At 42.1% G+C, this 20,983-nt stretch carries 25 protein-coding genes; 21 read left to right on the top strand and 4 right to left on the bottom strand.

Translation table 11 applies throughout. The annotated features are described in order from the left end of the window. The first annotated feature begins 42 nt into the window (after positions 1 to 42). Both C6W21_RS07745 and C6W21_RS19000 read left to right on the top strand, forming a co-directional pair. Positions 43 to 771: an SGNH/GDSL hydrolase family protein gene (locus C6W21_RS07745; protein WP_223249535.1), complete on the top strand. Its 729-nt coding sequence runs from the start codon at positions 43 to 45 to the stop codon at positions 769 to 771. A 78-nt stretch (positions 772 to 849) separates the two neighbouring features. Next, on the top strand, positions 850 to 999 hold the full coding sequence (locus C6W21_RS19000) for a hypothetical protein (RefSeq protein ID WP_189318153.1): 150 nt from the start codon (positions 850 to 852) through the stop codon (positions 997 to 999). A gap of 136 nt (positions 1,000 to 1,135) precedes the next feature. Here the strand turns inward: C6W21_RS19000 and C6W21_RS07740 are convergent, their stop codons facing one another. After that, positions 1,136 to 1,276 carry a sporulation histidine kinase inhibitor Sda gene (locus C6W21_RS07740; RefSeq protein WP_003217327.1) on the bottom strand — a complete coding sequence of 47 codons (141 nt, stop codon included), beginning with the start codon at positions 1,274 to 1,276 and terminating at the stop codon, positions 1,136 to 1,138. A gap of 362 nt (positions 1,277 to 1,638) precedes the next feature. Between C6W21_RS07740 and C6W21_RS07735 the strand changes: the two genes are divergently transcribed. The 8 genes from C6W21_RS07735 to C6W21_RS07700 are packed head-to-tail and all read left to right on the top strand — an operon-like array spanning position 1,639 to position 6,656. Next, entirely contained in the window at positions 1,639 to 2,160 is a 522-nt protein-coding gene (locus tag C6W21_RS07735) for a YqeG family HAD IIIA-type phosphatase (RefSeq protein WP_044139602.1), read from the top strand. Positions 2,161 to 2,162: 2 nt separating this feature from the next. Then, the gene (gene yqeH / locus C6W21_RS07730) at positions 2,163 to 3,263 is read left to right on the top strand and encodes a ribosome biogenesis GTPase YqeH (protein WP_106049876.1); all 1,101 of its coding nucleotides are present in this window, start codon (positions 2,163 to 2,165) and stop codon (positions 3,261 to 3,263) included. A 21-nt stretch (positions 3,264 to 3,284) separates the two neighbouring features. Further along, positions 3,285 to 4,127, top strand: coding sequence for a shikimate dehydrogenase (gene aroE, locus C6W21_RS07725; protein WP_106049875.1), 843 nt, complete (start codon positions 3,285 to 3,287; stop codon positions 4,125 to 4,127). Then, complete coding sequence (gene yhbY, locus C6W21_RS07720; protein ID WP_106049874.1) at positions 4,121 to 4,411, top strand: ribosome assembly RNA-binding protein YhbY; 291 nt, start codon at positions 4,121 to 4,123, stop codon at positions 4,409 to 4,411. Before aroE ends, yhbY begins: the two co-directional genes overlap by 7 nt. 13 nt (positions 4,412 to 4,424) lie before the next feature. Then, positions 4,425 to 4,994: a nicotinate-nucleotide adenylyltransferase gene (locus tag C6W21_RS07715; protein WP_106049873.1), complete on the top strand. Its 570-nt coding sequence runs from the start codon at positions 4,425 to 4,427 to the stop codon at positions 4,992 to 4,994. Then, a complete protein-coding gene (gene yqeK / locus C6W21_RS07710) occupies positions 4,984 to 5,547 on the top strand; it encodes a bis(5'-nucleosyl)-tetraphosphatase (symmetrical) YqeK (RefSeq protein ID WP_106049872.1) in 564 nt (187 codons plus the stop codon). The genes C6W21_RS07715 and yqeK overlap by 11 nt, the downstream gene beginning before the upstream one ends. A 12-nt stretch (positions 5,548 to 5,559) precedes the next feature. Continuing rightward, positions 5,560 to 5,916: a ribosome silencing factor gene (gene rsfS / locus C6W21_RS07705; RefSeq protein ID WP_003217467.1), complete on the top strand. Its 357-nt coding sequence runs from the start codon at positions 5,560 to 5,562 to the stop codon at positions 5,914 to 5,916. Further along, positions 5,913 to 6,656, top strand: coding sequence for a class I SAM-dependent DNA methyltransferase (locus C6W21_RS07700; protein ID WP_106049871.1), 744 nt, complete (start codon positions 5,913 to 5,915; stop codon positions 6,654 to 6,656). Before rsfS ends, C6W21_RS07700 begins: the two co-directional genes overlap by 4 nt. A 48-nt stretch (positions 6,657 to 6,704) precedes the next feature. Here C6W21_RS07700 and comER read toward each other — a convergent pair whose 3' ends face one another. Continuing rightward, positions 6,705 to 7,553 carry a late competence protein ComER gene (gene comER / locus C6W21_RS07695; RefSeq protein WP_106049870.1) on the bottom strand — a complete coding sequence of 283 codons (849 nt, stop codon included), beginning with the start codon at positions 7,551 to 7,553 and terminating at the stop codon, positions 6,705 to 6,707. 90 nt (positions 7,554 to 7,643) lie between these two features. Between comER and C6W21_RS07690 the strand changes: the two genes are divergently transcribed. The 3 genes from C6W21_RS07690 to C6W21_RS07680 all read left to right on the top strand — a co-directional run bounded on the left by C6W21_RS07690 (position 7,644) and on the right by C6W21_RS07680 (position 11,228). Further along, positions 7,644 to 8,273, top strand: a complete 630-nt coding sequence (locus tag C6W21_RS07690; RefSeq protein ID WP_106049869.1) for a helix-hairpin-helix domain-containing protein — start codon at positions 7,644 to 7,646, stop codon at positions 8,271 to 8,273. 65 nt (positions 8,274 to 8,338) lie between these two features. After that, positions 8,339 to 8,908: a ComE operon protein 2 gene (locus C6W21_RS07685; protein WP_024423045.1), complete on the top strand. Its 570-nt coding sequence runs from the start codon at positions 8,339 to 8,341 to the stop codon at positions 8,906 to 8,908. Continuing rightward, positions 8,901 to 11,228 carry a DNA internalization-related competence protein ComEC/Rec2 gene (locus tag C6W21_RS07680; RefSeq protein WP_106049868.1) on the top strand — a complete coding sequence of 776 codons (2,328 nt, stop codon included), beginning with the start codon at positions 8,901 to 8,903 and terminating at the stop codon, positions 11,226 to 11,228. Before C6W21_RS07685 ends, C6W21_RS07680 begins: the two co-directional genes overlap by 8 nt. Before the next feature lie 39 nt (positions 11,229 to 11,267). On the opposite strand, the gene C6W21_RS07675 is transcribed toward C6W21_RS07680, so the two are convergent. After that, entirely contained in the window at positions 11,268 to 11,402 is a 135-nt protein-coding gene (locus tag C6W21_RS07675; RefSeq protein WP_012010638.1) for a YqzM family protein, read from the bottom strand. Positions 11,403 to 11,639: 237 nt separating this feature from the next. Between C6W21_RS07675 and holA the strand changes: the two genes are divergently transcribed. Continuing rightward, positions 11,640 to 12,659 carry a DNA polymerase III subunit delta gene (holA, locus tag C6W21_RS07670; protein ID WP_106049867.1) on the top strand — a complete coding sequence of 340 codons (1,020 nt, stop codon included), beginning with the start codon at positions 11,640 to 11,642 and terminating at the stop codon, positions 12,657 to 12,659. Positions 12,660 to 12,794: 135 nt separating this feature from the next. Here holA and rpsT read toward each other — a convergent pair whose 3' ends face one another. Next, a complete protein-coding gene (rpsT, locus tag C6W21_RS07665) occupies positions 12,795 to 13,061 on the bottom strand; it encodes a 30S ribosomal protein S20 (RefSeq protein WP_106049866.1) in 267 nt (88 codons plus the stop codon). A 198-nt stretch (positions 13,062 to 13,259) separates the two neighbouring features. Here rpsT and gpr point away from each other — a divergent pair, with 198 nt between their 5' ends. The 7 genes from gpr (at position 13,260) to grpE (ending at position 20,959) form a co-directional block, all read left to right on the top strand. Continuing rightward, a complete protein-coding gene (gene gpr / locus C6W21_RS07660) occupies positions 13,260 to 14,375 on the top strand; it encodes a GPR endopeptidase (protein ID WP_034661368.1) in 1,116 nt (371 codons plus the stop codon). 66 nt (positions 14,376 to 14,441) lie between these two features. Next, positions 14,442 to 15,650 (top strand): stage II sporulation protein P, encoded by a 1,209-nt coding sequence (locus C6W21_RS07655; RefSeq protein ID WP_106049865.1) that lies wholly within the window; start codon positions 14,442 to 14,444, stop codon positions 15,648 to 15,650. Between the two features lie 14 nt (positions 15,651 to 15,664). After that, positions 15,665 to 15,997, top strand: coding sequence for a YqxA family protein (locus C6W21_RS07650; protein ID WP_044139432.1), 333 nt, complete (start codon positions 15,665 to 15,667; stop codon positions 15,995 to 15,997). A gap of 131 nt (positions 15,998 to 16,128) precedes the next feature. Then, positions 16,129 to 17,967 carry a translation elongation factor 4 gene (lepA, locus tag C6W21_RS07645; protein WP_106049864.1) on the top strand — a complete coding sequence of 613 codons (1,839 nt, stop codon included), beginning with the start codon at positions 16,129 to 16,131 and terminating at the stop codon, positions 17,965 to 17,967. A 117-nt stretch (positions 17,968 to 18,084) separates the two neighbouring features. Beyond that, positions 18,085 to 19,224, top strand: a complete 1,140-nt coding sequence (hemW, locus tag C6W21_RS07640; RefSeq protein ID WP_106049863.1) for a radical SAM family heme chaperone HemW — start codon at positions 18,085 to 18,087, stop codon at positions 19,222 to 19,224. A gap of 81 nt (positions 19,225 to 19,305) precedes the next feature. Further along, positions 19,306 to 20,337, top strand: a complete 1,032-nt coding sequence (gene hrcA / locus C6W21_RS07635; RefSeq protein ID WP_106049862.1) for a heat-inducible transcriptional repressor HrcA — start codon at positions 19,306 to 19,308, stop codon at positions 20,335 to 20,337. Positions 20,338 to 20,401: 64 nt separating this feature from the next. Continuing rightward, entirely contained in the window at positions 20,402 to 20,959 is a 558-nt protein-coding gene (gene grpE / locus C6W21_RS07630) for a nucleotide exchange factor GrpE (RefSeq protein WP_106049861.1), read from the top strand. The last annotated feature ends 24 nt before the right edge of the window (positions 20,960 to 20,983 follow it).

Below are 20,983 nucleotides of genomic sequence, written 5' to 3'. Positions count from 1 at the left end.
TTGTCGTTTACTATATGAAGAGGGCTTTTGGAGGTGAATGTTGTGAAGAAATATGTTGTCCTTTTCATCCTGCTTTGTGTCGCTTCTGGATGTTCAAAGCCAGTACAAGAAAGCGTTATTGCATTTGGTGACAGTAACACAAGGGGATCAAACTGGGACTTTCGAGATTATCCGACATCTGAAAAATGGGTGAATCTCATGAAAAACGTCGAGCGCGGCCAAATTCAAGTGAAGAATGCAGGCATTGGCGGGCAGACAACTGAAGACGCGAAGCTTCGCTTTGAGCAGGATATTTTAAAGCAGAAACCAACTTACGTCCTCATCATGTTCGGTACGAATGATGCGGCGATTTTAGACGGGAAACATCCCCGAGTGACGAAAAAACGGTTTAAAGAAAATGTATCCTACTTTATTTCTGAAAGTAGAAAAGCAGGCATTACTCCGATTCTCATGACCTGTGTACCTGTTGTAGAAGGCGGAAAAAAGGGCTTGTATTATTACTCTAGGTATAAGTCATCTTATTTTGCTGAGAGAGGCGGGGCAAGAGCTTGGCAAAATTCCTATAATGACATCACGAGAGAAATAGCCAAGGATCAGCAAGTACCGCTTGTCGACAATTGGAAAGCGTTCATCCGAGAAGCTGGTGAAGATAGTGACAATGCGCTGATTCAATCAGGTTTGATCGACCCTTCTGGCAATCATATGACGCCAAAAGGGGCAAGAATTATTTATAACGAAATCAAAGAGCGTGATGTCATCAAACATTTATAAATGTTGGCCATCTGCCTAAACAAGACCATCCTTCCAGCATAGTCTAACAGTATATCTTCCTAGAAGGAGGTAACTGATATGTGGGGATGCCCTTATCCTTACCCTGCGTGTTCGCCTTATCCAGCTCAAGGAGCAGGAATCGGTTACGCTTTTCTCGTTGTGTTCCTTGTGGTCATTTTGGTCGTAGGCGGAGGGTTATGGTTTTGGAATGAACAGCCTTACAAATAAGACACCTCTTCTTTACTTGAGAAGGGGTGTTTTTTACGGAAAATAGTAGTAAGCCTATAGCGCAAGTGATATAATATCAGTCACCTGAGTTTAAAAAAGGAGAGTGCTCGGGAGGCATGGTTCCTGTGATATGGAATTAAGAGGAAACGGAGAGCATATGCCCGAGCGAACGTCTTTTCATTTCTGTCTCAATTAATTCAATGAAGTCGCGATTTAAGTTCATTTCATTTGCTTTATAGTACGATTCTATAAGTAAATCATCTGACAGCTTTTTCATACTAGAAACCCATATGATGGGAAAAACACCTCCCCTGAAAAAGTTGGCATAAAAGTTGAGGAAAAGACATATCATCATAGGTTGATCGAATGTCTCTGAAGTACCTTTAATCTACCATGAATGGGAAACAAGAACAATCGTTCTGTTATCCACATGGTGAAGTGGATAACTTGTGGGTAGAGTGTTTATAATTGAATGAAAGCGTGATGAAATATAGGTGGATAATGTGTGTAAAATTATCCACAACTGTTGAAGGTCCTCGTCATATGTCGAAAACTTTTTCATTGTATTCGATAGACAGACAAATTGTGATTTGATTCGACACCATCGCTGAAAAACCAATGGAAGAAAGGGTGCAAATTGTGCTAAAGAAGTATTTCTTACCGGATGAATTTGTGAAAAGCATTTTCCACATTTCGCCGCAAAAACTAAAAGAACGAAATGTAAAAGGAATTATTACCGATTTAGATAACACACTAGTAGAATGGGACCGTCCAAGTGCGACGCCCCGCTTAATTGAATGGTTTCAAGAAATGAAGGATCACGGGATACAAGTGACGATTGTATCGAACAATAATGAAAAAAGGGTCAAGCTTTTTTCTGAACCAGTTCATATCCCGTTTATTTATAAAGCGAAAAAGCCTATGGGAAGAGCTTTTAATAAGGCAGTCGCTGATATGCAATTGAAAAAAGAAGATGTGGTGGTCATTGGGGATCAGCTCATGACCGATGTTCTAGGCGGGAATCGTCATGGCTTCCATACGATTTTGGTCGTCCCTGTTGCTGCCTCAGACGGATTTTTCACCAAGTTTAACAGGCAGATTGAACGCAGAATTTTAGGCGCCTTAAAGCGTAAGGGCCACATTCAGTGGGAGGAAGAGTAATAATGGAAAAGGTTGTTTGTATTGGCTGCGGTGTAGCCATTCAGACGGAACATAAAGATCAATTAGGATATGCGCCGGCAGCATCTCTATTGAAAGAAGATGTGATCTGTCAGCGCTGTTTTAGGTTAAAGAACTACAATGAAATACAAGATGTTTCTTTAACAGAAGACGACTTTTTAAATATATTGCACAGCATTGGAGAGACAGATTCTCTGATTGTAAAGGTCGTTGATATTTTTGACTTTAACGGAAGCTGGATCAATGGACTGAGCCGTATCGTCGGTGGTAATCCGATTTTACTCGTCGGCAACAAAGTAGATATTTTACCGAAATCCGTGAAAAAAGATCGTCTGATTCATTGGATGAAACGTGAAGCCAAAGAAAACGGATTGAACCCGATCGATGTTTTCTTAATCAGTGCAAGCAGAGGTCAGGGCGTACCTGAGGTGATGGAAGCGATCGATCATTACCGCGAGGGAAGAAATGTCTATGTCGTCGGCTGTACGAATGTTGGAAAATCCACATTTATCAATCGAATCATCAAAGAAGTATCTGGCGAAGAGAACGTGATCACGACATCCCAATATCCAGGTACAACACTTGATGCCATTGAGATCCCGCTTGATGACGGGTCTGCTTTATTTGATACGCCAGGCATTATCAACCGCCATCAGATGGCGCACTATGTCAGCAAAAATGACTTGAAGATCTTAACCCCGAAAAAAGAATTGAAACCGAGAACGTTCCAATTAAATGAAGCTCAAACACTTTATTTTGGCGGACTGGCTCGATTTGACTATGTAAAAGGCGGCAGAACGTCATTTGTCTGCTATATGCCAAATGAGCTGAACATACACAGAACAAAGTTAGAGAACGCAGATGATTTATATGAAAAACATGCCGGGGAACTGCTATCACCGCCATCAAAAGAGGAGATGGAAGATTTCCCGCCGCTCGTTCCGCATACCTTTACGATTGATCAGCCGAAAATGGACATCGTCTTTTCAGGCTTAGGATGGGTAACGGCAAATGATGCAGGGAAGCAAATCAAAGTCTATGCGCCAAAAGGCGTTCATGTGTTTATGAGACGTTCGTTAATTTAAATGTTCAAAGGGGGAGAGACCTTGAAACCTTTATACGGAGTAATCGGTAACCCTGTTGGCCATTCAATGTCTCCGGATATTCATAATGCAGCATTAAAGGATGCTGGGATTGATGGACATTATCATGGCTTTCAAGTAGAAGACGAGAACCTTAAAGATGCCATTCGCGGTATGAAAGCCTTGGGTATCAGCGGCTTTAACGTCACTGTTCCGCACAAGGTAGACATTATGCAGTACCTTGATAAAATTGATGTGACAGCTGAACGCTTGCGTGCAGTCAATACGGTGCGGCTCGAAGGAGGTCAGCTCGTCGGGTACAACACAGATGGAGAGGGCTTTCTTCATTCATTGCTTGAAGCCTTGGATCAGCCTTTATCGGAGCTGTCATTTCTAATGATTGGTGCTGGCGGAGCGGCAAATGCGATTTATACGACAATCGCTGACTATGCACCGAAAAGCTTTGATATCACCAACCGTACCATTGAAAAAGCGGAGGCTTTAATTGAAAGTGCGGATGGAAACATTACATCTAGCGCTATTGCGTTAAAAGCGGCAGAAGAGCGGCTTGGGGAATATGATGTCATCATCCATACGACCTCGATCGGTATGCACCCGAATGTTGAAGAAACCCCGATCTCTTTAGCAAACGCAAAAAAAACAGCGGTCGTTTGTGATATTGTGTATAATCCAATAGAAACAAAGCTGCTCAGTGAAGCGGCCGGGTTAGGTTTGAAAACAGTAGATGGTGTTGGTATGTTTGTTGGACAAGCAGCAAGAGCCTTTGAACTGTGGACAGGCATCACGCCTGACGCCAGAAAAATGAAGTCAATTGTGATAGAGAAATTAGGAGGAACACCATGTTAAAAGGGAAACAAAAACGTTTTTTACGTGCAAAAGCACATCATTTATCACCTATTTTTCAAGTAGGAAAAGGCGGGGTAAATGACAATATGATCAAGCAAATTTCCGAGGCGCTTGAAGCAAGAGAACTCTTAAAGGTCAGCATATTGCAAAACTGCGACGAGGACAAAACGGAAGTTGCGAAAGCACTGGTAAAAGGTGCAAAAGCTGAACTTGTTCAAACGATCGGAAATGTGATTGTCCTTTATAAAGAATCGAAGGAAAATAAACAAATTAAGCTGCCGTAAAGGTGGATGTGATATGAAAAAAATAGGGTTGTTCGGCGGTACGTTTGATCCTCCTCATAATGGACATTTGCTGATGGCGAATGAGGTGCGTTTTCAAGTAGGGCTTGATGAAATTTGGTTTATCCCAAATCACAAGCCCCCTCATAAAACAGACCGGAAACGAGCAGATAGTCGTCACCGGGTAAAAATGGTGGAAGCGGCGATCCAGTCAAATCAACATTTTCGGCTGGAGCTCATTGAAATGGAGCGAGAGGGTCCATCTTATACAGTAGATACGGTGGAGCTTTTAAAGAAGCGTCATCCTGAGAATGAGTTCTTTTTTATGATTGGAGCAGACATGGTCGAGTATTTGCCAAAATGGCATCGGATTAATGATTTGCTTCAAATGATCACCTTTATTGGGATGAAAAGACCGGGTTATGCCGGAAGTACGGAATATCCTCTTTTATTTGCAGATGTTCCAGCTTTTGATGTATCATCGACATTGATTAGGCAGCGAATAATGCAGGAAAAACCTGTCGATTATTTGATCCCGAAAGCTGTTGAGGGTTATATAAAGGAGCATCATTTATATGAATCGTGAAGAAGCATTAAGCTGTGTCAAAGAGCAGTTAACAGAGCATAGATATACACATACGCTTGGGGTCATGAGTGCAGCCATTTCATTAGCGGAACGGTTCGGTGCAGATGTGAAAAAAGCAGAGCTCGCGGCTATTTTTCATGATTATGCGAAATTTAGACCAAAGGAAGAAATGAAGGGGATTATCCAGCAAGAACAGATGAACCCTCTATTGCTGGAATATTCGCCTGAGCTTTGGCATGCCCCCGTTGGTGCCTATTTGGTTAAGAAGGAAGCTGGAATTGACGATCAAGATATTTTAACTGCCATTGAATTTCATACATCAGGCAGACCAAACATGACATTACTTGAAAAAGTCATTTATGTTGCAGATTATATCGAACCAGGACGTCATTTCCCTGGTGTCGAAGAAGTAAGAGAGTTAGCAGAGCGAGATTTGGATCGTGCACTGATTCAATCGCTAAAAAACACCATCAGCTTTTTATTGAAAAAGAATCAGCCAGTCTTTCCGGATACGCTTGCTACTTATAACTCGCTTGTGCATAAGAACAACTAAGGAGGAATTTGGATGGATTCATCATCAATTTTAAACGTCGCGGCAGGAGCATGCGATGATAAACGGGCTGAGGATATTATTGCCCTTAATATGCAAGGAATCTCTCTTGTTGCAGATTATTTTCTCATTTGTCATGGGAACTCTGATAAACAAGTGCAGGCCATTGCAAGAGAAGTAAAACATCTTGCAGAGGAAAGTGGAATCGAAGTGAAGAAGATGGAAGGCTTTGATGAAGCAAGATGGGTATTGATTGATCTTGGTGATGTCATTGCTCATGTGTTCCACAAGGAAGAAAGAGGATACTACAATCTAGAGAAGCTATGGGGAGATGCGCCGAGAGAAACGCTTTCACTTGGCATTAACTCATGATTTATCAAGGGTTTGCAGGTGTGTATGACGAGCTCATGACAATTGCACCTTATGATGAATGGGTTCAGTGGATCCAGCAGTATATCAAACCGAATGCTGCCATTATTGATGTTGGCTGTGGAACTGGAGAAATTTCTCTTCGGTTAGCTGAAAAGGGCCACGCAGTCACAGGAATTGACCTCAGTGAAGAAATGCTGGCCTTCGCGCAGCAAAAAGCACAGGCGAAAAAGCAGTCCATTCAATTTTTACATCAAGATATGAGAGAGCTTACGGGTTTTGAGCAGGTCTTTCAAGCAGCGGTTATTTGCTGTGATTCCTTGAATTACTTAAAAAACGAAAATGACGTCAAAAAAACCTTTAAAAACATGTTTCAGCTTTTAGAGGTAGATGGGGTTTTACTCTTTGATGTTCATACACCTTATAAAATGGAAGAGGTATTCCCAGGTTCGACTTATGCCGATCAAGATGAAGAGATCAGCTATATTTGGCAGAGTGATAAAGGGATTGACATGTATTCGGTCATTCACGATTTAAGCTTTTTTGTAAAGGACGGAGACGTGTATCAGCGTTATGATGAGACACATGAGCAGCGTACATTTCCATTTGAGACATATGCGGCGTTCCTTGAGTCCGCTGGCTTTGAACAGATAGAAGTGACCGCTGATTTTACAAATGAAGCCCCCAGGGAATTCGCCGAAAGATATTTCATTTCAGCTAAGAAACCAAAAACCATCGTTTAATGGAACGATGGTTTTTTAAAACCCTTTTTTCGCTTGTTGCAGAGATAATCAATTTCTGCGATCATCAGTAAACACACTTGGCGGGTATTGATGCGCAACCGCTTCAAGATCTTCAGCGAATTTTTCATGGGTGTTTTGAAAAAGGCGGTGAAACATATCTTGAACACCTGCTTCAAGTGCTTTAATTCCTTCACCAGTGACGCCGCCTTTTACACACACTTTGTCTTGCAGTGTCGGAAGGGTATAGACTCTTTTTTCAATCAAACGGCCAAGTCCTACAAGCATATCTTCTGATAAGGTGGTGGCTTCTTCTTTAGAAATATCTGTTTCTTCGACAGCTGCTTCAATCATTTTCTGAACGAGAAAGCTGATAAAGGCAGGACCGCAGCTGACGATATCTGACGCCGCTCTTGTAATGGAATGATGAATTTCAATGGGTGTTGAAATGCAGGAAGCTAACTGTCTTAACGCTGTTTTCGTCGCGACATTGCATGACGATCCAAATGTTAAAAGTGACGCCCCTGATAAAGCGCGGTTCGTAATGCTTGGAATCAGCCTGGCTGTTTGACAAGGAACGATATCCTGAAGCCGTTCAGGATGAACCGGACTGGTAATGATGACAATGGTTTGCTGCTCTGTTAAAAGAGGGCTTAGCTCTTTTAACAGTGGATAAATATCAAGTGGTTTGACACAAACAAAGATGAAATCTTTATTCGTGACAGCCCCTGTAAGCTGTTTCGTTACTTCAAGCTCTGGATGATTCTTTTTTATATTGAACGCTTTTTCAATGGTCCGGTTTGTGATGGTGATGGATGAGGGATTGACTGCCTTTGATTCAATAAATGCCTCAGTAAGTATGGTACCCATGTTTCCTGTACCGATTAACCCTATATTCAAACGTTCTCCCTCCTTAGACGCATAGGATCTGTTATCTTCTAAACAGTATGTTGAACAATAGAAAAATATGATTGAAAGAAGCGTGAGCACGTGAAGCGACTCATTCCATTGAAAAAATACAGTCTTTATATCGGAACTGGGCTCATGGGCGTGATCATCATCATTTTCTTCCTTTTCGCAGGAAATAGGGAGAGCAGCAGAGAGCCAAGTGTATTGAAGAACGATAAAGACATACAGGTCACATTAGAAGACAAACAAGAAAAGACCGATCATGAATCACCCTCCATTTTTGTGGAGGTCAAAGGAGCTGTGAAAAAGCCAGGTGTTTATACGTTTCAATCTGATGCGCGGGTAGAAGAAGCGATTCAAAGAGCAGGGGGCTTTACTAGTAAAGCAGACACGATTGAAATCAATCAAGCAGCAAAATTAGAGGACAGTATGATGATTTATGTACGGAAGCAGGGAGAAGCGGAGAGGCAGACACAAATAGCAGCTACTGACGCTCCATCGGGTAAAGAAAAGAGTCAAGGTGTCAATGTCAATCAGGCTGATGTAGCGGAATTGCAAACCATTAACGGAATAGGGCCAGCTAAAGCAGAAGCCATCATTACGTACAGAGAGGAACACGGAGAATTTCAACAAATTGACGATTTGCGGAACATTTCAGGTTTTGGGGAGAAGACCATTGAACGGCTGAAAAGTGAATTGACCGTTAAGTAGAATTGACGGTATAGAAGGAAGGCATGTACACTTAATACCAACCATCATTCTGGAGGGATCAGCTCGTGGAAAGAATTTCATGGAATCAATATTTTATGGCACAAAGCCATTTGCTTGCTTTACGAAGCACCTGTGAGCGGTTAGCTGTTGGGGCGACCATCGTCAGAGACAAGCGTATCATTGCAGGGGGATATAATGGCTCAATTGCTGGTGATGTCCATTGTGCAGATGTGGGGTGCTATGTCATTGATCATCACTGCGTTCGCACCATCCATGCGGAAATGAACGCTATTTTACAATGTGCCAAATTTGGTGCACCTACAGCCGATGCTGAAATATATGTCACGCATTTTCCTTGTTTGCAGTGCTGTAAAGCCATTATTCAAGCAGGTATTCGAACCGTTTACTATGCAAAGGATTATAAAAATCACCCATATGCCATTGATTTATTTGAGCAGGCAGGTGTTCAAACGGAACAAGTTGAACTGGATGAAATGATCATCGACTTAAAAAATCAAGAAAAATTGGCCTTTGTTGCAGATTTAATTGGCAAGCTAAGTGAATCAGGACTTAGTGAAACAGAAATTCGCGATATGCATGAGAAGGCGAATCAATTATTTACTTCCTATGTTTAATTATTTGCCGTTTGGGGCAATTTCAGCAGCTGTTGGAATTGCTCTGGCTGCATATCATCTTCATGTGTATTTCCTTCTCTTTCTTCTCATCATATTACTTCTCAGCCTACTGAAAAAAATTCCCCAGCTCTTTCTGATGATCAGCCTATGTGGAACTGTCTATACACTTATTTTTATGGTTCATGAGTTTTTTGAAGCGGATCAACATGTACAAGAAAAATCTCTTTCCGGCTTCGTTGTGATTGAAAGTATTCCGAAAATAGATGGCAATCGTTTTTCAGCAACTGTGTCAACAGACAATGAACGACTAGCCGCTTTTTATACAATTCAAACAGAGCATGAAAAAGAGGCGTTAATAGATGTAGAGCCAAGTATGAGCTGTCATATGACAGGTGAAGTTCGGCCGCCTAAACACGCAACCATTCCTAACGGGTTTCAATACGATCAATTTCTACAATCAAAAGGCATTAGCGCCATTTTCTTACCACAGTCAATCAAAGGCTGTACAAGAAAAGACAGTCCTTCCTATTATCTTCAAGGGATGAGGCAAAAGGGCTTAAAATTCTTAAAAGATCATGTCCCAAAAAACTCTGTAGGCATTGTACAGGCCCTTATTTTTGGTGACCGTGAGTTGATTGATCCTGACACGTTAAGAGACTATCAAATGCTCGGCATTATTCATCTGTTAGCGATCTCAGGACTGCATGTGCAAACGCTTCTTGCCTGTTTATTTTGGTGTCTGCTTCGTACCGGTGTGAAAAGAGAGACAGCACGAATTCTTCTATTATGCTTTCTTCCTGTTTATGCTTGTTTGACAGGTGCTGCACCATCGGTTTTAAGAGCTTGTCTCATGGCGGGAATCTATTTAGTGATGACGAGCCTGCCAAAAGAAATGAAACAGCCTTCTGCTGTAGTATTAAGCGCAACGTTTTTACTTTTATTAGCGATTCATCCTCTATATCTATTTGATATCGGATTTCAGCTTTCATTCGTGGTAACGTTTTTTATTTTGTTATCGACCAGAATCTTATCACAAGCGAAAAGTGCAGTGATGCAGTTATTCCTTATCTCCTTTGTTGCACAGATTGCCTCGCTTCCTGTTCTTTTATATCATTTTCAGCAATTTTCTTTGCTGAGCATCCCATTGAATATGATGTTTGTCCCTTTTTATACGACGGTTGTCCTGCCTTTGTCCTTACTCTTTTTTCTTTTGTCTATCGTTTATCTTCCTCTTGGACAAGCATTGTTTCAGCTGCTTGATTCGGTCATCCAGCTAAGTCATCAGTTGTCAGCACATATGGCAGTTTTTGATGGGTTCAACTTGATTTTTATGAAATCTACTTGGTGGCATATTCTGCTTGAAGTGAGTGCCATTGTTTTTCTGCTATTTGTGATGGAGTGCAAAACTTCCGTGAAATCCTATGCTGTGCCGACCCTTTTTCTCATTGCTATCCTAAGTGCACACTATTTCACCCCGAATTTTCTTCAAAAAGGAGAGGTCACGATGCTTGATGTAGGACAGGGGGATAGTTTGTTTATTCAGCTACCCTATCGAAAGGGACATCTACTTGTGGACACAGGTGGCAGACTTTCTTTTGAAGAGGAACCGTGGAAAAAAAGACGTAAAGTGTCTACGATCGGTGATCAAACGCTGATCCCGTTTTTGCATTCTAAAGGTATAGCAAAACTTGATGTGCTAATTCTTACGCATGCGGATCAAGACCACATGGGAGAAGCGGTTCGTTTAATCAAGCGAAATAAAGTAAAGCGGCTGGCCATACCAAAAGGCTTTGCCCGAAGTCCAGAGGACGCAAAGCTGCTAAAAGAAGCAGCTAAAAAAGGGATCATTGTTGATGAATTAGAAAGAGGAGATCAGCTCCAAGTTGGAGAGCACATATTTGAGGTTCTTCATCCTTCGCAAGACCGGGTGACAAGTAAGAACAATGATTCACTCGTTCTGGCCTTTGCTCTTGGTGGGAAACGTTTTCTGTTCACTGGAGACCTTGAACAAGAAGGGGAACGAGACATTATAGAAGCCTATCCCCACCTGCGAGCGGATGTCTTAAAGGTTGGGCATCATGGGAGTAAAGGGTCAACAAGTGAGGAGTGGCTGGGGCATCTGGAGCCGTCCTATGCACTCATTTCGGCTGGTGAACGCAATCGTTATCAGCATCCTCATCAGGAAGTCCTGAAAAAACTAAAGGATCATCAAATGGAGGTGTACCGCACAGATCGAGACGGGAGTGTGACCTATGAATTTCTTGAGAAGAAAGGAACGTTTTACACGCATCCTCCATATGATATCTTACAAAATCAATAAAAAAACTGCCAAAACGGCAGTCATTTAGCAATCATGAAGTTAAGATCCAACGAGGTGTATAATTGTTGCCAAAATAAACATTGAGGCGAAAAATCCGAATGTGACAATAAAACCAACGGCTGAGTCGGTCACATCATTCCGCTTGCTTTGAACATTTTTTTCAAATTCATTCATTTTCATCCCTCCTGGCTAATTTTAGTATACTTGAACTCATTTGGAATTGCTAGAAGGTAAAGTAACCGTTTTCCATTTTCATGATCATTTTATGAATATCGTCTGACAGCAAGCTGACCCGGGAGCTTGCACCAGACGTTTATTATAAATGAGGAGGCGGCACTTTCAGCTTCCTCTTTACTAATGTCTTCACACACTTTAGGATAGAGGAGGAAGTGAAAGAGAGGGATTCAATTTATGGTCTTTGAGGTTTGGAACAATTTAAAAAGAGGGGATATCTATCCCGTTTATTGCTTATATGGGAAAGAAACGTATTTACTGCAAGAAACAGCAGCTAAATTAAGACAAGCTGTAGTAGATGAGGAGGCGAAGGATTTTAATTACTCCGTCTTCGATATGGAAGAGGTGCCGCTTGAACAGGCTGTGACGGATGCAGAAACCTTTCCGTTCATGGGAGAAAGGCGGCTCGTTGTGATCAAGAATCCTTATTTTCTTACAGCGGAAAAGAAAAAGGAGAAGATTGAGCATGAGCTTTCTGTGTTAGAAGCTTATTTAGAAAAGCCAGCGCCTTATACCATTCTCGTGTTATTAGCACCATATGAAAAGCTGGATGAACGGAAGAAAATCACCAAATTACTAAAAAAGAAAGCGGCTATGGTTGAGGCAAAAGAGTTAAACCCTAAAGAAACAACGGATTTCACCATTACACTGGTGAAAACAGAAGGAAAGGCGATGACATCTGAAGCAGCTGAGCAGCTTGTGATGCTGTGCGGCGGGAGTCTATCTTCACTGTTTCAAGAGGTCAGGAAGCTGAGTACATATATTGGAGAGCGAGAGGAAATTGAATTAGCGGATGTCAATCAGCTCGTTGCAAGAAGCTTAGAGCAGAATATTTTCGAATTAATTAACCAAATTGTCAACAGACGCCGCTCTCTGGCCATGCAGATGTTTTATGATTTGCTGAAACAAAATGAGGAACCCATTAAAATATTAGCACTCATATCAACTCAATTCCGTTTGATTTTGCAGGCGAAGTATTTCGCTCAGCAAGGATATGGACAAAAACAAATTGCTTCAAATCTAAAAGTCCACCCATTCCGCGTCAAACTTGCTATGGATCAGGCAAGACTGTTTCCAGAAGAAGAGCTCAAGCAGATTGTCAAAGAGCTATCAACGATTGATTATGAAATGAAAACCGGTAAAAAGGACAAGCAGCTATTGCTAGAATTGTTCCTGCTTCGACTATTGGGTGCTTGAACATAAAAAAAACGACCTTCTAAAAAGAGGGTCGTTTTTGTTTAGATGTATAATTGCCAGTCAGTCCTAATGGCTGAGCCGGTCAGGACGGACGTACAGTTAAACAGGTGCCTCATCACTGAGGCGTTGCAAGCATTATGCAGAAAGTCCGTTTACTTGTTTAGCAAGTCTTGACTTGTAACGCGCAGCTGCGTTTTTGTGTACAAGACCAGTTTTAACGGCTTTGTCAATGCGTTTTGCAGCAGAAGAAAGAGCAGCTTTTGCTTGCTCAGCATCGTGGTTAGCTACAGAAACTTCAACTTGTTTAATCGCAGTACGCATCGCAGACTTGATTGTTGCGTTGTGTGCACGGCGTTCGTTATTCGTTTTTGTACGTTTGATCGCTGATTTAATATTTGGCATGTGTTTCACCTCCTAAGATACAACCTAAACACAATTGTCTTAAGGTTAAATCTTCACAATAGAACAAGTTGTATTCTATCAAACACACCTTTAGAATGCAATATAAATGTAAAGTATTTTTCATTGATGAAGCGCTCGAATGTTTCTTTAAAGAGATGGAAAGACTACTGTTAATTACTTGGTGGAAGGAGTCTTTTTATGGAGAAACAGAAACTTGATTTAAGTGCTTATCAAATCCGGACAGACTTGGCTGTTGAAACAAAAGAGATACTAGAACAAGAGAACGATCCGAATGTCGTCAAAAAGGACGGAATTCAAGGGATTGTCGAAAAGGAAAAAGAGGAGCACGGCATCCGTATTCGCACGGTGGAAATCACGAAAGAAGGGGAGGAGCTGACCAGCAAAAAGGCGGGAACATATTTGACACTTGAGGCGCAGGGCATTCGGGAGAAAGATTCTGAGATGCAGGAAAAAGTCGTCGAAGTCTTTGCCCGTCATTTTGCGCAGTTTTTAAAAGACCGAGGCATTCAGGCTGATGCGAGCTGTCTTGTAGTAGGACTAGGAAACTGGAATGTCACGCCAGATGCGTTAGGTCCGCTCACGGTTGAAAGTCTGCTTGTAACCCGGCATCTCTTTGAATTGCAGCCGGAAAATGTACAGGAAGGCTACCGCCCAGTATCCTCTTTATCACCGGGAGTGATGGGACTAACAGGTATTGAAACAAGCGACATTATCCAAGGTGTGATCGAGCGGTCCAAACCTGATTTTGTCATTGCCATCGATGCCCTTGCTGCTCGTGCAGTGGAACGGGTGAATACCACGATTCAAATCTCGGATACAGGCATCCATCCCGGTTCAGGTGTAGGGAATAAGCGGAAAGAATTAAGCAAAGAAACGTTGGGAATTCCGGTTATTGCCATTGGCGTTCCGACAGTGGTAGATGCAGTCACCATTGCAAGTGACACAATTGATTATGTCTTAAAGCATTTTGGTAGAGAACTGAAAGATGATAGACCGTCCCGCTCTCTTGTGCCGGCTGGTTTGACTTTTGGGAAGAAAAAAGTGCTAAACGAAGAAGACTTACCAGATGAGGAAACACGTCAATCATTCTTAGGAATCGTAGGAACTCTTCCAGAAGAAGAGAAACGGCAGCTGATCCATGAAGTACTTGCGCCGCTAGGGCAAAATTTAATGGTCACGCCTAAGGAAGTGGATACATTCATTGATGATATGGCAAACGTACTCGCCAATGGATTAAACACAGCGCTCCATCAAAAAATCTCTCAAGATAACATGGGTTCTTATAATCATTAATCGGTTCTACTTTCTCTAGCTCGCTCATAGTGTAATTACTAGAAAGCGTGCTGGAGGGAGTAAATCATGAAAAAAAGACCCCGCCGTCCTCGACAGTTGGTCGTTGCGATTAATGGAACAAAAGTAGTCAAAAGCATTTTCTTATTTATAGCCTCGCTTGTTGTGGTGTTTGTGATGTCAGGGGCGTTGACATCTTTAAAGCCGGAGCTGAGGCCACAAGCCTCGCTATATGGTGTAGCAGATGAGCTTTCCGGAGCGTTCTTCGCCACATTAATGGGCATGGAAAACCAATATTTCGCCTCAGCAGTCCCGAAAGATCAAAAAGGGTTTCATTTCTCTGGACTGTCACTCAAGCTGGCGACCAGTATCAATTTAGAAGACCCGCGTAGTTTTCTAGGGAGAGAACTCCCAGGCTTTGAACATTTTGATACAAAAATCATCTTAGCGGGTGAAGGAACAGACTATACCAACATGCCAATGGAATCGCCGCCGCCAAGTGAAGTCATCCAGGATGAAAAAGAAGCAAATTTGGCAGAGCTGGACAAGCTCGACAAAGATGTGCCGAAAAAGCCTGCGAAAGAGCCGGACCAGTCGACAGGAAAACGAAAAGCTGTGTACATTTATCACACACATAATACGGAATCATATTTACCATTTTTAAAAGGAGAAACGAACCCAAACAATGCAAGGCACTCAAAAGTGAATGTCACCCTTGTCGGCGACATGTTCGGAAAGGCGCTTGATCAGCAAGGAATCGGGAATACGGTCGACAAAACGGAAGTTGAAAAAAGGCTCCTGCAAAAAGGATTAAAGTATCCCCAGTCTTATAATGAATCAAGATTGGTCGTAAAAGAAGCCTTAGCGAAAAATGATGACCTCGAATATTTAATTGATATCCATCGTGACTCAAGAAGAAAGAAAGACACCACTGTCGAGATCAAAGGAAAAAAATATGCGAGAATTGCGTTTGTTGTAGGGAAGAAGAATCAAAGCTATGAGAAAAACCTCAAGCTGGCGACGGAGTTCCACCATTTGATGGAGAAAAAATATAAAGGTCTCAGTGTCGGTGTGTTTGCCAAAGGCGAAATTGGTGATAATGGAATTTATAATCAAGATTTATCCGACAAAGCCCTTCTTTTAGAATTTGGCGGAGTGGATAATAATATGGAAGAATTGAAAAATGCATCCAATGCAGCAGCTGATGTCTTCAGCGACATTTTCTGGGACGCGGAAAAGGTGAACGGCAAAGCAAAGGATGAGAAAAAACGCTCTTAAGGTGGTGACGGTGCATGGGATCATTTATTGGAAAAACCATTATTTTAGGACTGGTCTTGCTATTTGGCGTCTTTTTAGGAATGCAGCAGGCGAATAATGGCATGCTGCAAATGAAGGGTTACCATGACCCACAATTAAAAGGCGCTTTCTCCATCCAAATGAACGACGAAGAAGAACGAGAAGCCTCTATCTTAGGAACGGCTGTCACAGAAAAGGATCTTGCCGAAAAACAAAAGCAGCTTGAGGAAATAGAGAGCTTTAATGCCTTCTCCAAGGCAGGAAAAGCGCTGTCTGATGGCATGACACATGCAGCGCGTTCTCTTTACGATTGGGTGAATGGGAAATAAACGAATCAACACCATATGACAAAAGCCGCTGACCGATGAGCGGCTTTTCTTGATTTCGATTGAATCTTTACAGCCCTATTGATATAATCTAACCTAGCGCAACCCGCGTTTTATAGTAGGAGTGATAGATTGTGACAGATAAAGAAAAACGATTAGAACGGCAATCAAGAATTCGAAATTTCTCCATCATCGCCCATATTGACCATGGGAAATCCACATTGGCGGACCGTATTTTGGAAAAAACAGCGGCGATTACTCAGCGAGAAATGAAAGAACAATTACTTGATTCCATGGACTTAGAGCGTGAACGCGGCATAACGATTAAATTAAACTCTGTCCAGCTTAAATATAAGGCAAAGGATGGAGAAGAATATATTATGCACCTGATTGATACCCCAGGGCATGTCGACTTCACCTATGAGGTATCTCGAAGCCTTGCTGCCTGTGAAGGTGCGATTCTCGTAGTAGATGCAGCACAAGGAATTGAAGCACAGACACTTGCGAACGTTTATTTAGCTCTTGATAACAACTTAGAGATTCTTCCGATTATCAATAAAATCGATCTGCCAAGTGCAGAGCCTGAGCGTGTAAGAGAAGAAATTGAAGATGTCATCGGGTTGGATGCGTCTGAAGCTGTTCTCACCTCTGCTAAGGCTGGTATTGGGATCGAAGATATTTTAGAACAAATCGTCGAAAAGGTGCCGGCACCTGCTGGAGACCCAGAAGCACCGCTTCAAGCGCTTATATTTGATTCTCTCTACGATGCGTATCGCGGCGTTATTGCGTACATACGAATTGTTGAAGGAACCGTCAGACCAGGTCAGAAAATCAAAATGATGGCGACGGGCAAAGAATTTGAAGTACTTGAAGTCGGCGTATTCACACCAAAAGCCATGCCGACAGATGAACTCACTGTTGGAGATGTTGGCTACTTAACAGCAGCGATTAAAAATGTCGGAGATACACGTGTAGGGGATACGATCACAAGTGCGGAGAACCCAGCGACAGAAGCGCTGCCAGGATACAGAAAGCTGAACCCAATGGTTTACTGCGGACTTTATCCAATTGACACAGCGAAATATAACGACTTACGTGAAGCGTTAGAAAAGCTTGAATTAAATGATTCTTCACTTCAATATGAGGCAGAGACGTCCCAAGCACTTGGCTTCGGTTTCCGCTGCGGCTTTCTTGGAATGCTTCATATGGAAATCATCCAAGAACGGATTGAACGTGAATTTAAAATCGACCTTATTACGACAGCACCAAGTGTTATTTACGATGTGTATATGACAGACGGAGAAAAAATCGTCGTAGATAACCCGTCCAATCTGCCTGATCCGCAAAAGATTGAGAAAATTGAAGAACCATACGTGAAAGCAACAATGATGGTGCCGAATGACTATGTAGGCTCTGTCATGGAGCTTTGCCAAGGAAAGCGCGGTAATTTCATTGATATGCAATACCTTGATGCAAACCGAGTGAGCATTGTGTACGAAATTCCTTTGGCAGAGATCGTGTATGAATTCTTTGATCAGCTAAAGTCCAACACAAAAGGTTATGCGTCCTTTGACTATGAGCTGATTGGCTATCGCCCATCTACTCTAGTGAAAATGGACATCATGCTGAATGGCGAAAAAATCGATGCCCTTTCCTTTATTGTTCACCGCGATTACGCCTATGAACGAGGCAAGATCATCGTAGAAAAGCTGAAAGAACTCATTCCACGCCAGCATTTTGAAGTACCAGTTCAAGCAGCGATTGGACAAAAAATCGTGGCTCGTTCTACCATTAAAGCAATGCGTAAAAACGTACTTGCTAAGTGTTATGGTGGAGACATTTCCCGGAAAAGAAAGCTTCTTGAGAAGCAAAAAGAAGGGAAAAAGCGCATGAAACAAGTGGGCTCTGTTGAAGTCCCGCAAGAAGCATTTATGGCTGTGCTGAAGATGGACGATAGCACACCGAAAAAATAACATTATCCTCAAGGCAACCTGCTTTACAATGTCAGCCTTGGCGTTTATAGTCGAAAACAAACAAAGGTGCCGCAGCGATAAACTGCGGCTCTTTACCTGTAAAGAAGGTGTCATCAAATGAAAGCAGCATATATTCACATTCCATTTTGTGAGCACATTTGCCACTATTGTGATTTCAATAAATTTTTCATTAAAACGCAGCCAGTCGATGAATACTTAGCGGCTCTTGAAAAAGAGATGCAGCACACGATTGAGCAAAAGGGCGAGCAAGAACTAAAGACGATCTTTATTGGCGGGGGAACTCCGACATCACTGACCGTCAGCCAGCTAGACCAGCTCATGAACAGCATTCACCGTGTGTTAAAACCGGCAAAAAACCTGGTTGAATTTGCAGTGGAAGCAAACCCAGACGAATTATCACTCGAGAAGCTGCATGTGTTAAAAGCAGCCGGCGTCAATCGGCTAAGCTTTGGGGTGCAAACCTTTGAAGACGATTTACTCAAAAAAATCGGACGAGTTCATCAAAAGAAGGATGTCCTTACGTCCTTTGAGCGAGCTAGAGCGGTTGGATTTGACAATATTAGCCTAGATCTCATGTTTGGATTGCCGCATCAGGAAAAGCATCATGTGATGAATTCACTTGAGACAGCTTTCTCATTAGGGGCAGAGCATTATTCAGTCTACTCACTTATTGTGGAGCCGAAAACAGTTTTTTACAACTTAATGCAAAAAGGAAAACTGCATTTACCGCCGCAAGAACGTGAGGCTGAAATGTATGAGCTTGTGATGGATGAAATGGAGCGACATGGATTAAAGCAATACGAAATTAGCAATTACGCCAAGCCTGGCTTTGAAAGCCAGCATAACCTGACCTATTGGAGCAATGAAGACTACTTCGGTTTCGGTGCGGGAGCACACGGGTATGTAGATGGCATCCGAAATGTGAACGCAGGGCCGGTGAAGCATTACTTGGAACTGATTGAGGAAACAGGGTTCCCGTATAAAGAAACTCATCAGGTCACAAAAGCAGAGCAGATAGAAGAAGAAATGTTTTTAGGTCTTCGAAAAATCGAAGGGGTGAAAAGTGCCGATTTTCAAGCCAAATATGGTGCTGCACCAGAAGCTCTTTTTTCCACTGTTCTTGAAGAATTAGAAGAAAAAGGTCTCATTGTAAAAGATGATATCGGGATTTGTTTAACAAGAAAAGGGAAATTGTTGGGAAATGAAGTATTTCAAGCGTTTCTCGGTGAGTTATAATTGACATTTTAATTTGAGTTTGGTAATTTTGTTTATACAATTAGCACTCGTTGAATGAGAGTGCTAACAGGGGTGATGATGATGTTAACAAATCGTCAGCTTTTGATTCTGCAAGTCATCATTAATGACTTTATTCGTTCGGCGCAGCCAGTTGGGTCAAGGACTCTTTCTAAAAAAGACGACATCACATTCAGCTCTGCGACGATTAGAAACGAAATGGCTGATTTGGAGGAACTTGGTTTTATCGAAAAGACCCATTCTTCATCAGGAAGAATTCCTTCAGAAAAAGGATATCGTTATTATGTAGATCATTTGCTCTCTCCGCGAAAACTGTCGTCTAAAGAGCTTGTGCTCATCCAGTCGGCTTTTCAGGAGAAAATTTTTGAGCTGGAAAAAACAGTTCAAAAATCGGCGGAAATTTTATCAGATCTCACAAACTATACATCGATAGTGCTTGGTCCAAAGCTGAGTGAAAATCGATTAAAGCAAATTCAGCTTGTCCCCGTTCAGCCAAACAAAGCAGTAGCAATCATGATTACAGACAGCGGACATGTTGAAAACAAAACCATTACCTTCTCTGAGCATCTCGATGTCTCCGATATTGAGAAGCTGATGAATATTTTGAATAGCCGCTTAGCTGGCGTTCCGATGGACCAGCTGAAGGACAGGATGTATAAAGAAGTGGTCATGCTTCTTCGCACACATTTAAAAGATTATGATCACATTTTAGATGCGCTGGGTAACACATTTACATCCACACAAAATGAATCAAAACTTTTCTTTGGCGGGAAGATTAATATGTTGAATCAGCCTGAGTTTCATGACATCGACCGTATTCGCTCACTCATGATGCTGATTGAGCAAAAGAATGATGTCATGCAGCTGTTTCATCCAAATCAGCAAGGAATCACCATTAAAATCGGTTCAGAAAACAATTTGGAAGCGATGGAGAACTGCAGCTTGATCACAGCCACTTATTCGATTGATCAAAAATCACTCGGCTCCATTGCCGTCATCGGGCCAACCCGCATGGATTACGGACGAGTCGTTAGTCTTTTGCATCATGTATCAAAAGACTTGTCAAACGCACTTTCCAATTTGTATGATGAGTAGGGTGATAAAAAGATAGGGGCACTGCCCCTTCGTATTCTTGAATCTTTTGAGGGAGGTGAACACAATGTCAGAAGAAAAACAGACACCTGAGCAAGAAGCAGAGGTTGAAGCACAAGAAGAAGCAGTTCAAGCAGATACTGAGGAAGTAACACATGATGAACAGTCTGCCTTCCAAGAGAAAATCGATGAATTGCAGCAGCTTCTAGATGAAAAAGAAAACAAGATTCTGCGTGTTCAAGCAGATTTTGAAAACTATAAACGCCGTGCTCGAACTGAAGTGGAGACCGTGCAAAAATATCGTTCTCAACATGTTGTCAGCGATCTTCTCCCAGCTCTTGACAACTTTGAAAGAGCGCTTGGAATTGATCCAGACAATGAGCAGACGAAAAGTTTGTTAGAAGGAATGCAAATGGTTTACCGCCAGCTGGTAGAAGCGTTGAAAAATGAAGGCGTTGAACCAATTGAAGCTGTCGGCAAAGAGTTCGATCCAAACCTTCATCAAGCCGTCATGCAAGTTGAAGATGAAAACTTCGATTCAAACATCGTAGTAGAAGAATTGCAAAAGGGCTATATACTCAAAGACCGAGTTATTCGTCCATCAATGGTAAAAGTAAATCAATAACTACATAATGGGAGGTCATCGATT

It is taken from the genome of Bacillus sp. NMCN1, assembly GCF_002998085.1.
Classification (GTDB): Bacteria; Bacillota; Bacilli; order Bacillales; family Bacillaceae; genus Bacillus.
Note: the sequence above shows the minus strand (reverse complement) of the source record. Positions and strands in the feature narration are given on the sequence as shown.

What these genes read in the sequence shown, in the direction of transcription:
- C6W21_RS07715 (WP_106049873.1), top strand. Translation starts at nt 4,425, where the DNA reads ATGAAAAAAATAGGGTTGTTCGGCGGTACGTTTGATCCTCCTCATAAT.
- yqeH (WP_106049876.1), top strand. Translation starts at nt 2,163, where the DNA reads ATGGAAAAGGTTGTTTGTATTGGCTGCGGTGTAGCCATTCAGACGGAA.
- gpr (WP_034661368.1), top strand. Translation starts at nt 13,260, where the DNA reads ATGGAGAAACAGAAACTTGATTTAAGTGCTTATCAAATCCGGACAGAC.
- C6W21_RS19000 (WP_189318153.1), top strand. Translation starts at nt 850, where the DNA reads ATGTGGGGATGCCCTTATCCTTACCCTGCGTGTTCGCCTTATCCAGCT.
- C6W21_RS07655 (WP_106049865.1), top strand. Translation starts at nt 14,442, where the DNA reads ATGAAAAAAAGACCCCGCCGTCCTCGACAGTTGGTCGTTGCGATTAAT.
- holA (WP_106049867.1), top strand. Translation starts at nt 11,640, where the DNA reads ATGGTCTTTGAGGTTTGGAACAATTTAAAAAGAGGGGATATCTATCCC.
- C6W21_RS07675 (WP_012010638.1), bottom strand. Translation starts at nt 11,402, where the DNA reads ATGAATGAATTTGAAAAAAATGTTCAAAGCAAGCGGAATGATGTGACC.
- C6W21_RS07700 (WP_106049871.1), top strand. Translation starts at nt 5,913, where the DNA reads ATGATTTATCAAGGGTTTGCAGGTGTGTATGACGAGCTCATGACAATT.
- hemW (WP_106049863.1), top strand. Translation starts at nt 18,085, where the DNA reads ATGAAAGCAGCATATATTCACATTCCATTTTGTGAGCACATTTGCCAC.
- C6W21_RS07680 (WP_106049868.1), top strand. Translation starts at nt 8,901, where the DNA reads ATGTTTAATTATTTGCCGTTTGGGGCAATTTCAGCAGCTGTTGGAATT.
- yqeK (WP_106049872.1), top strand. Translation starts at nt 4,984, where the DNA reads ATGAATCGTGAAGAAGCATTAAGCTGTGTCAAAGAGCAGTTAACAGAG.
- hrcA (WP_106049862.1), top strand. Translation starts at nt 19,306, where the DNA reads ATGTTAACAAATCGTCAGCTTTTGATTCTGCAAGTCATCATTAATGAC.
- C6W21_RS07740 (WP_003217327.1), bottom strand. Translation starts at nt 1,276, where the DNA reads ATGAAAAAGCTGTCAGATGATTTACTTATAGAATCGTACTATAAAGCA.
- rsfS (WP_003217467.1), top strand. Translation starts at nt 5,560, where the DNA reads ATGGATTCATCATCAATTTTAAACGTCGCGGCAGGAGCATGCGATGAT.
- C6W21_RS07650 (WP_044139432.1), top strand. Translation starts at nt 15,665, where the DNA reads ATGGGATCATTTATTGGAAAAACCATTATTTTAGGACTGGTCTTGCTA.
- grpE (WP_106049861.1), top strand. Translation starts at nt 20,402, where the DNA reads ATGTCAGAAGAAAAACAGACACCTGAGCAAGAAGCAGAGGTTGAAGCA.
- yhbY (WP_106049874.1), top strand. Translation starts at nt 4,121, where the DNA reads ATGTTAAAAGGGAAACAAAAACGTTTTTTACGTGCAAAAGCACATCAT.
- rpsT (WP_106049866.1), bottom strand. Translation starts at nt 13,061, where the DNA reads ATGCCAAATATTAAATCAGCGATCAAACGTACAAAAACGAATAACGAA.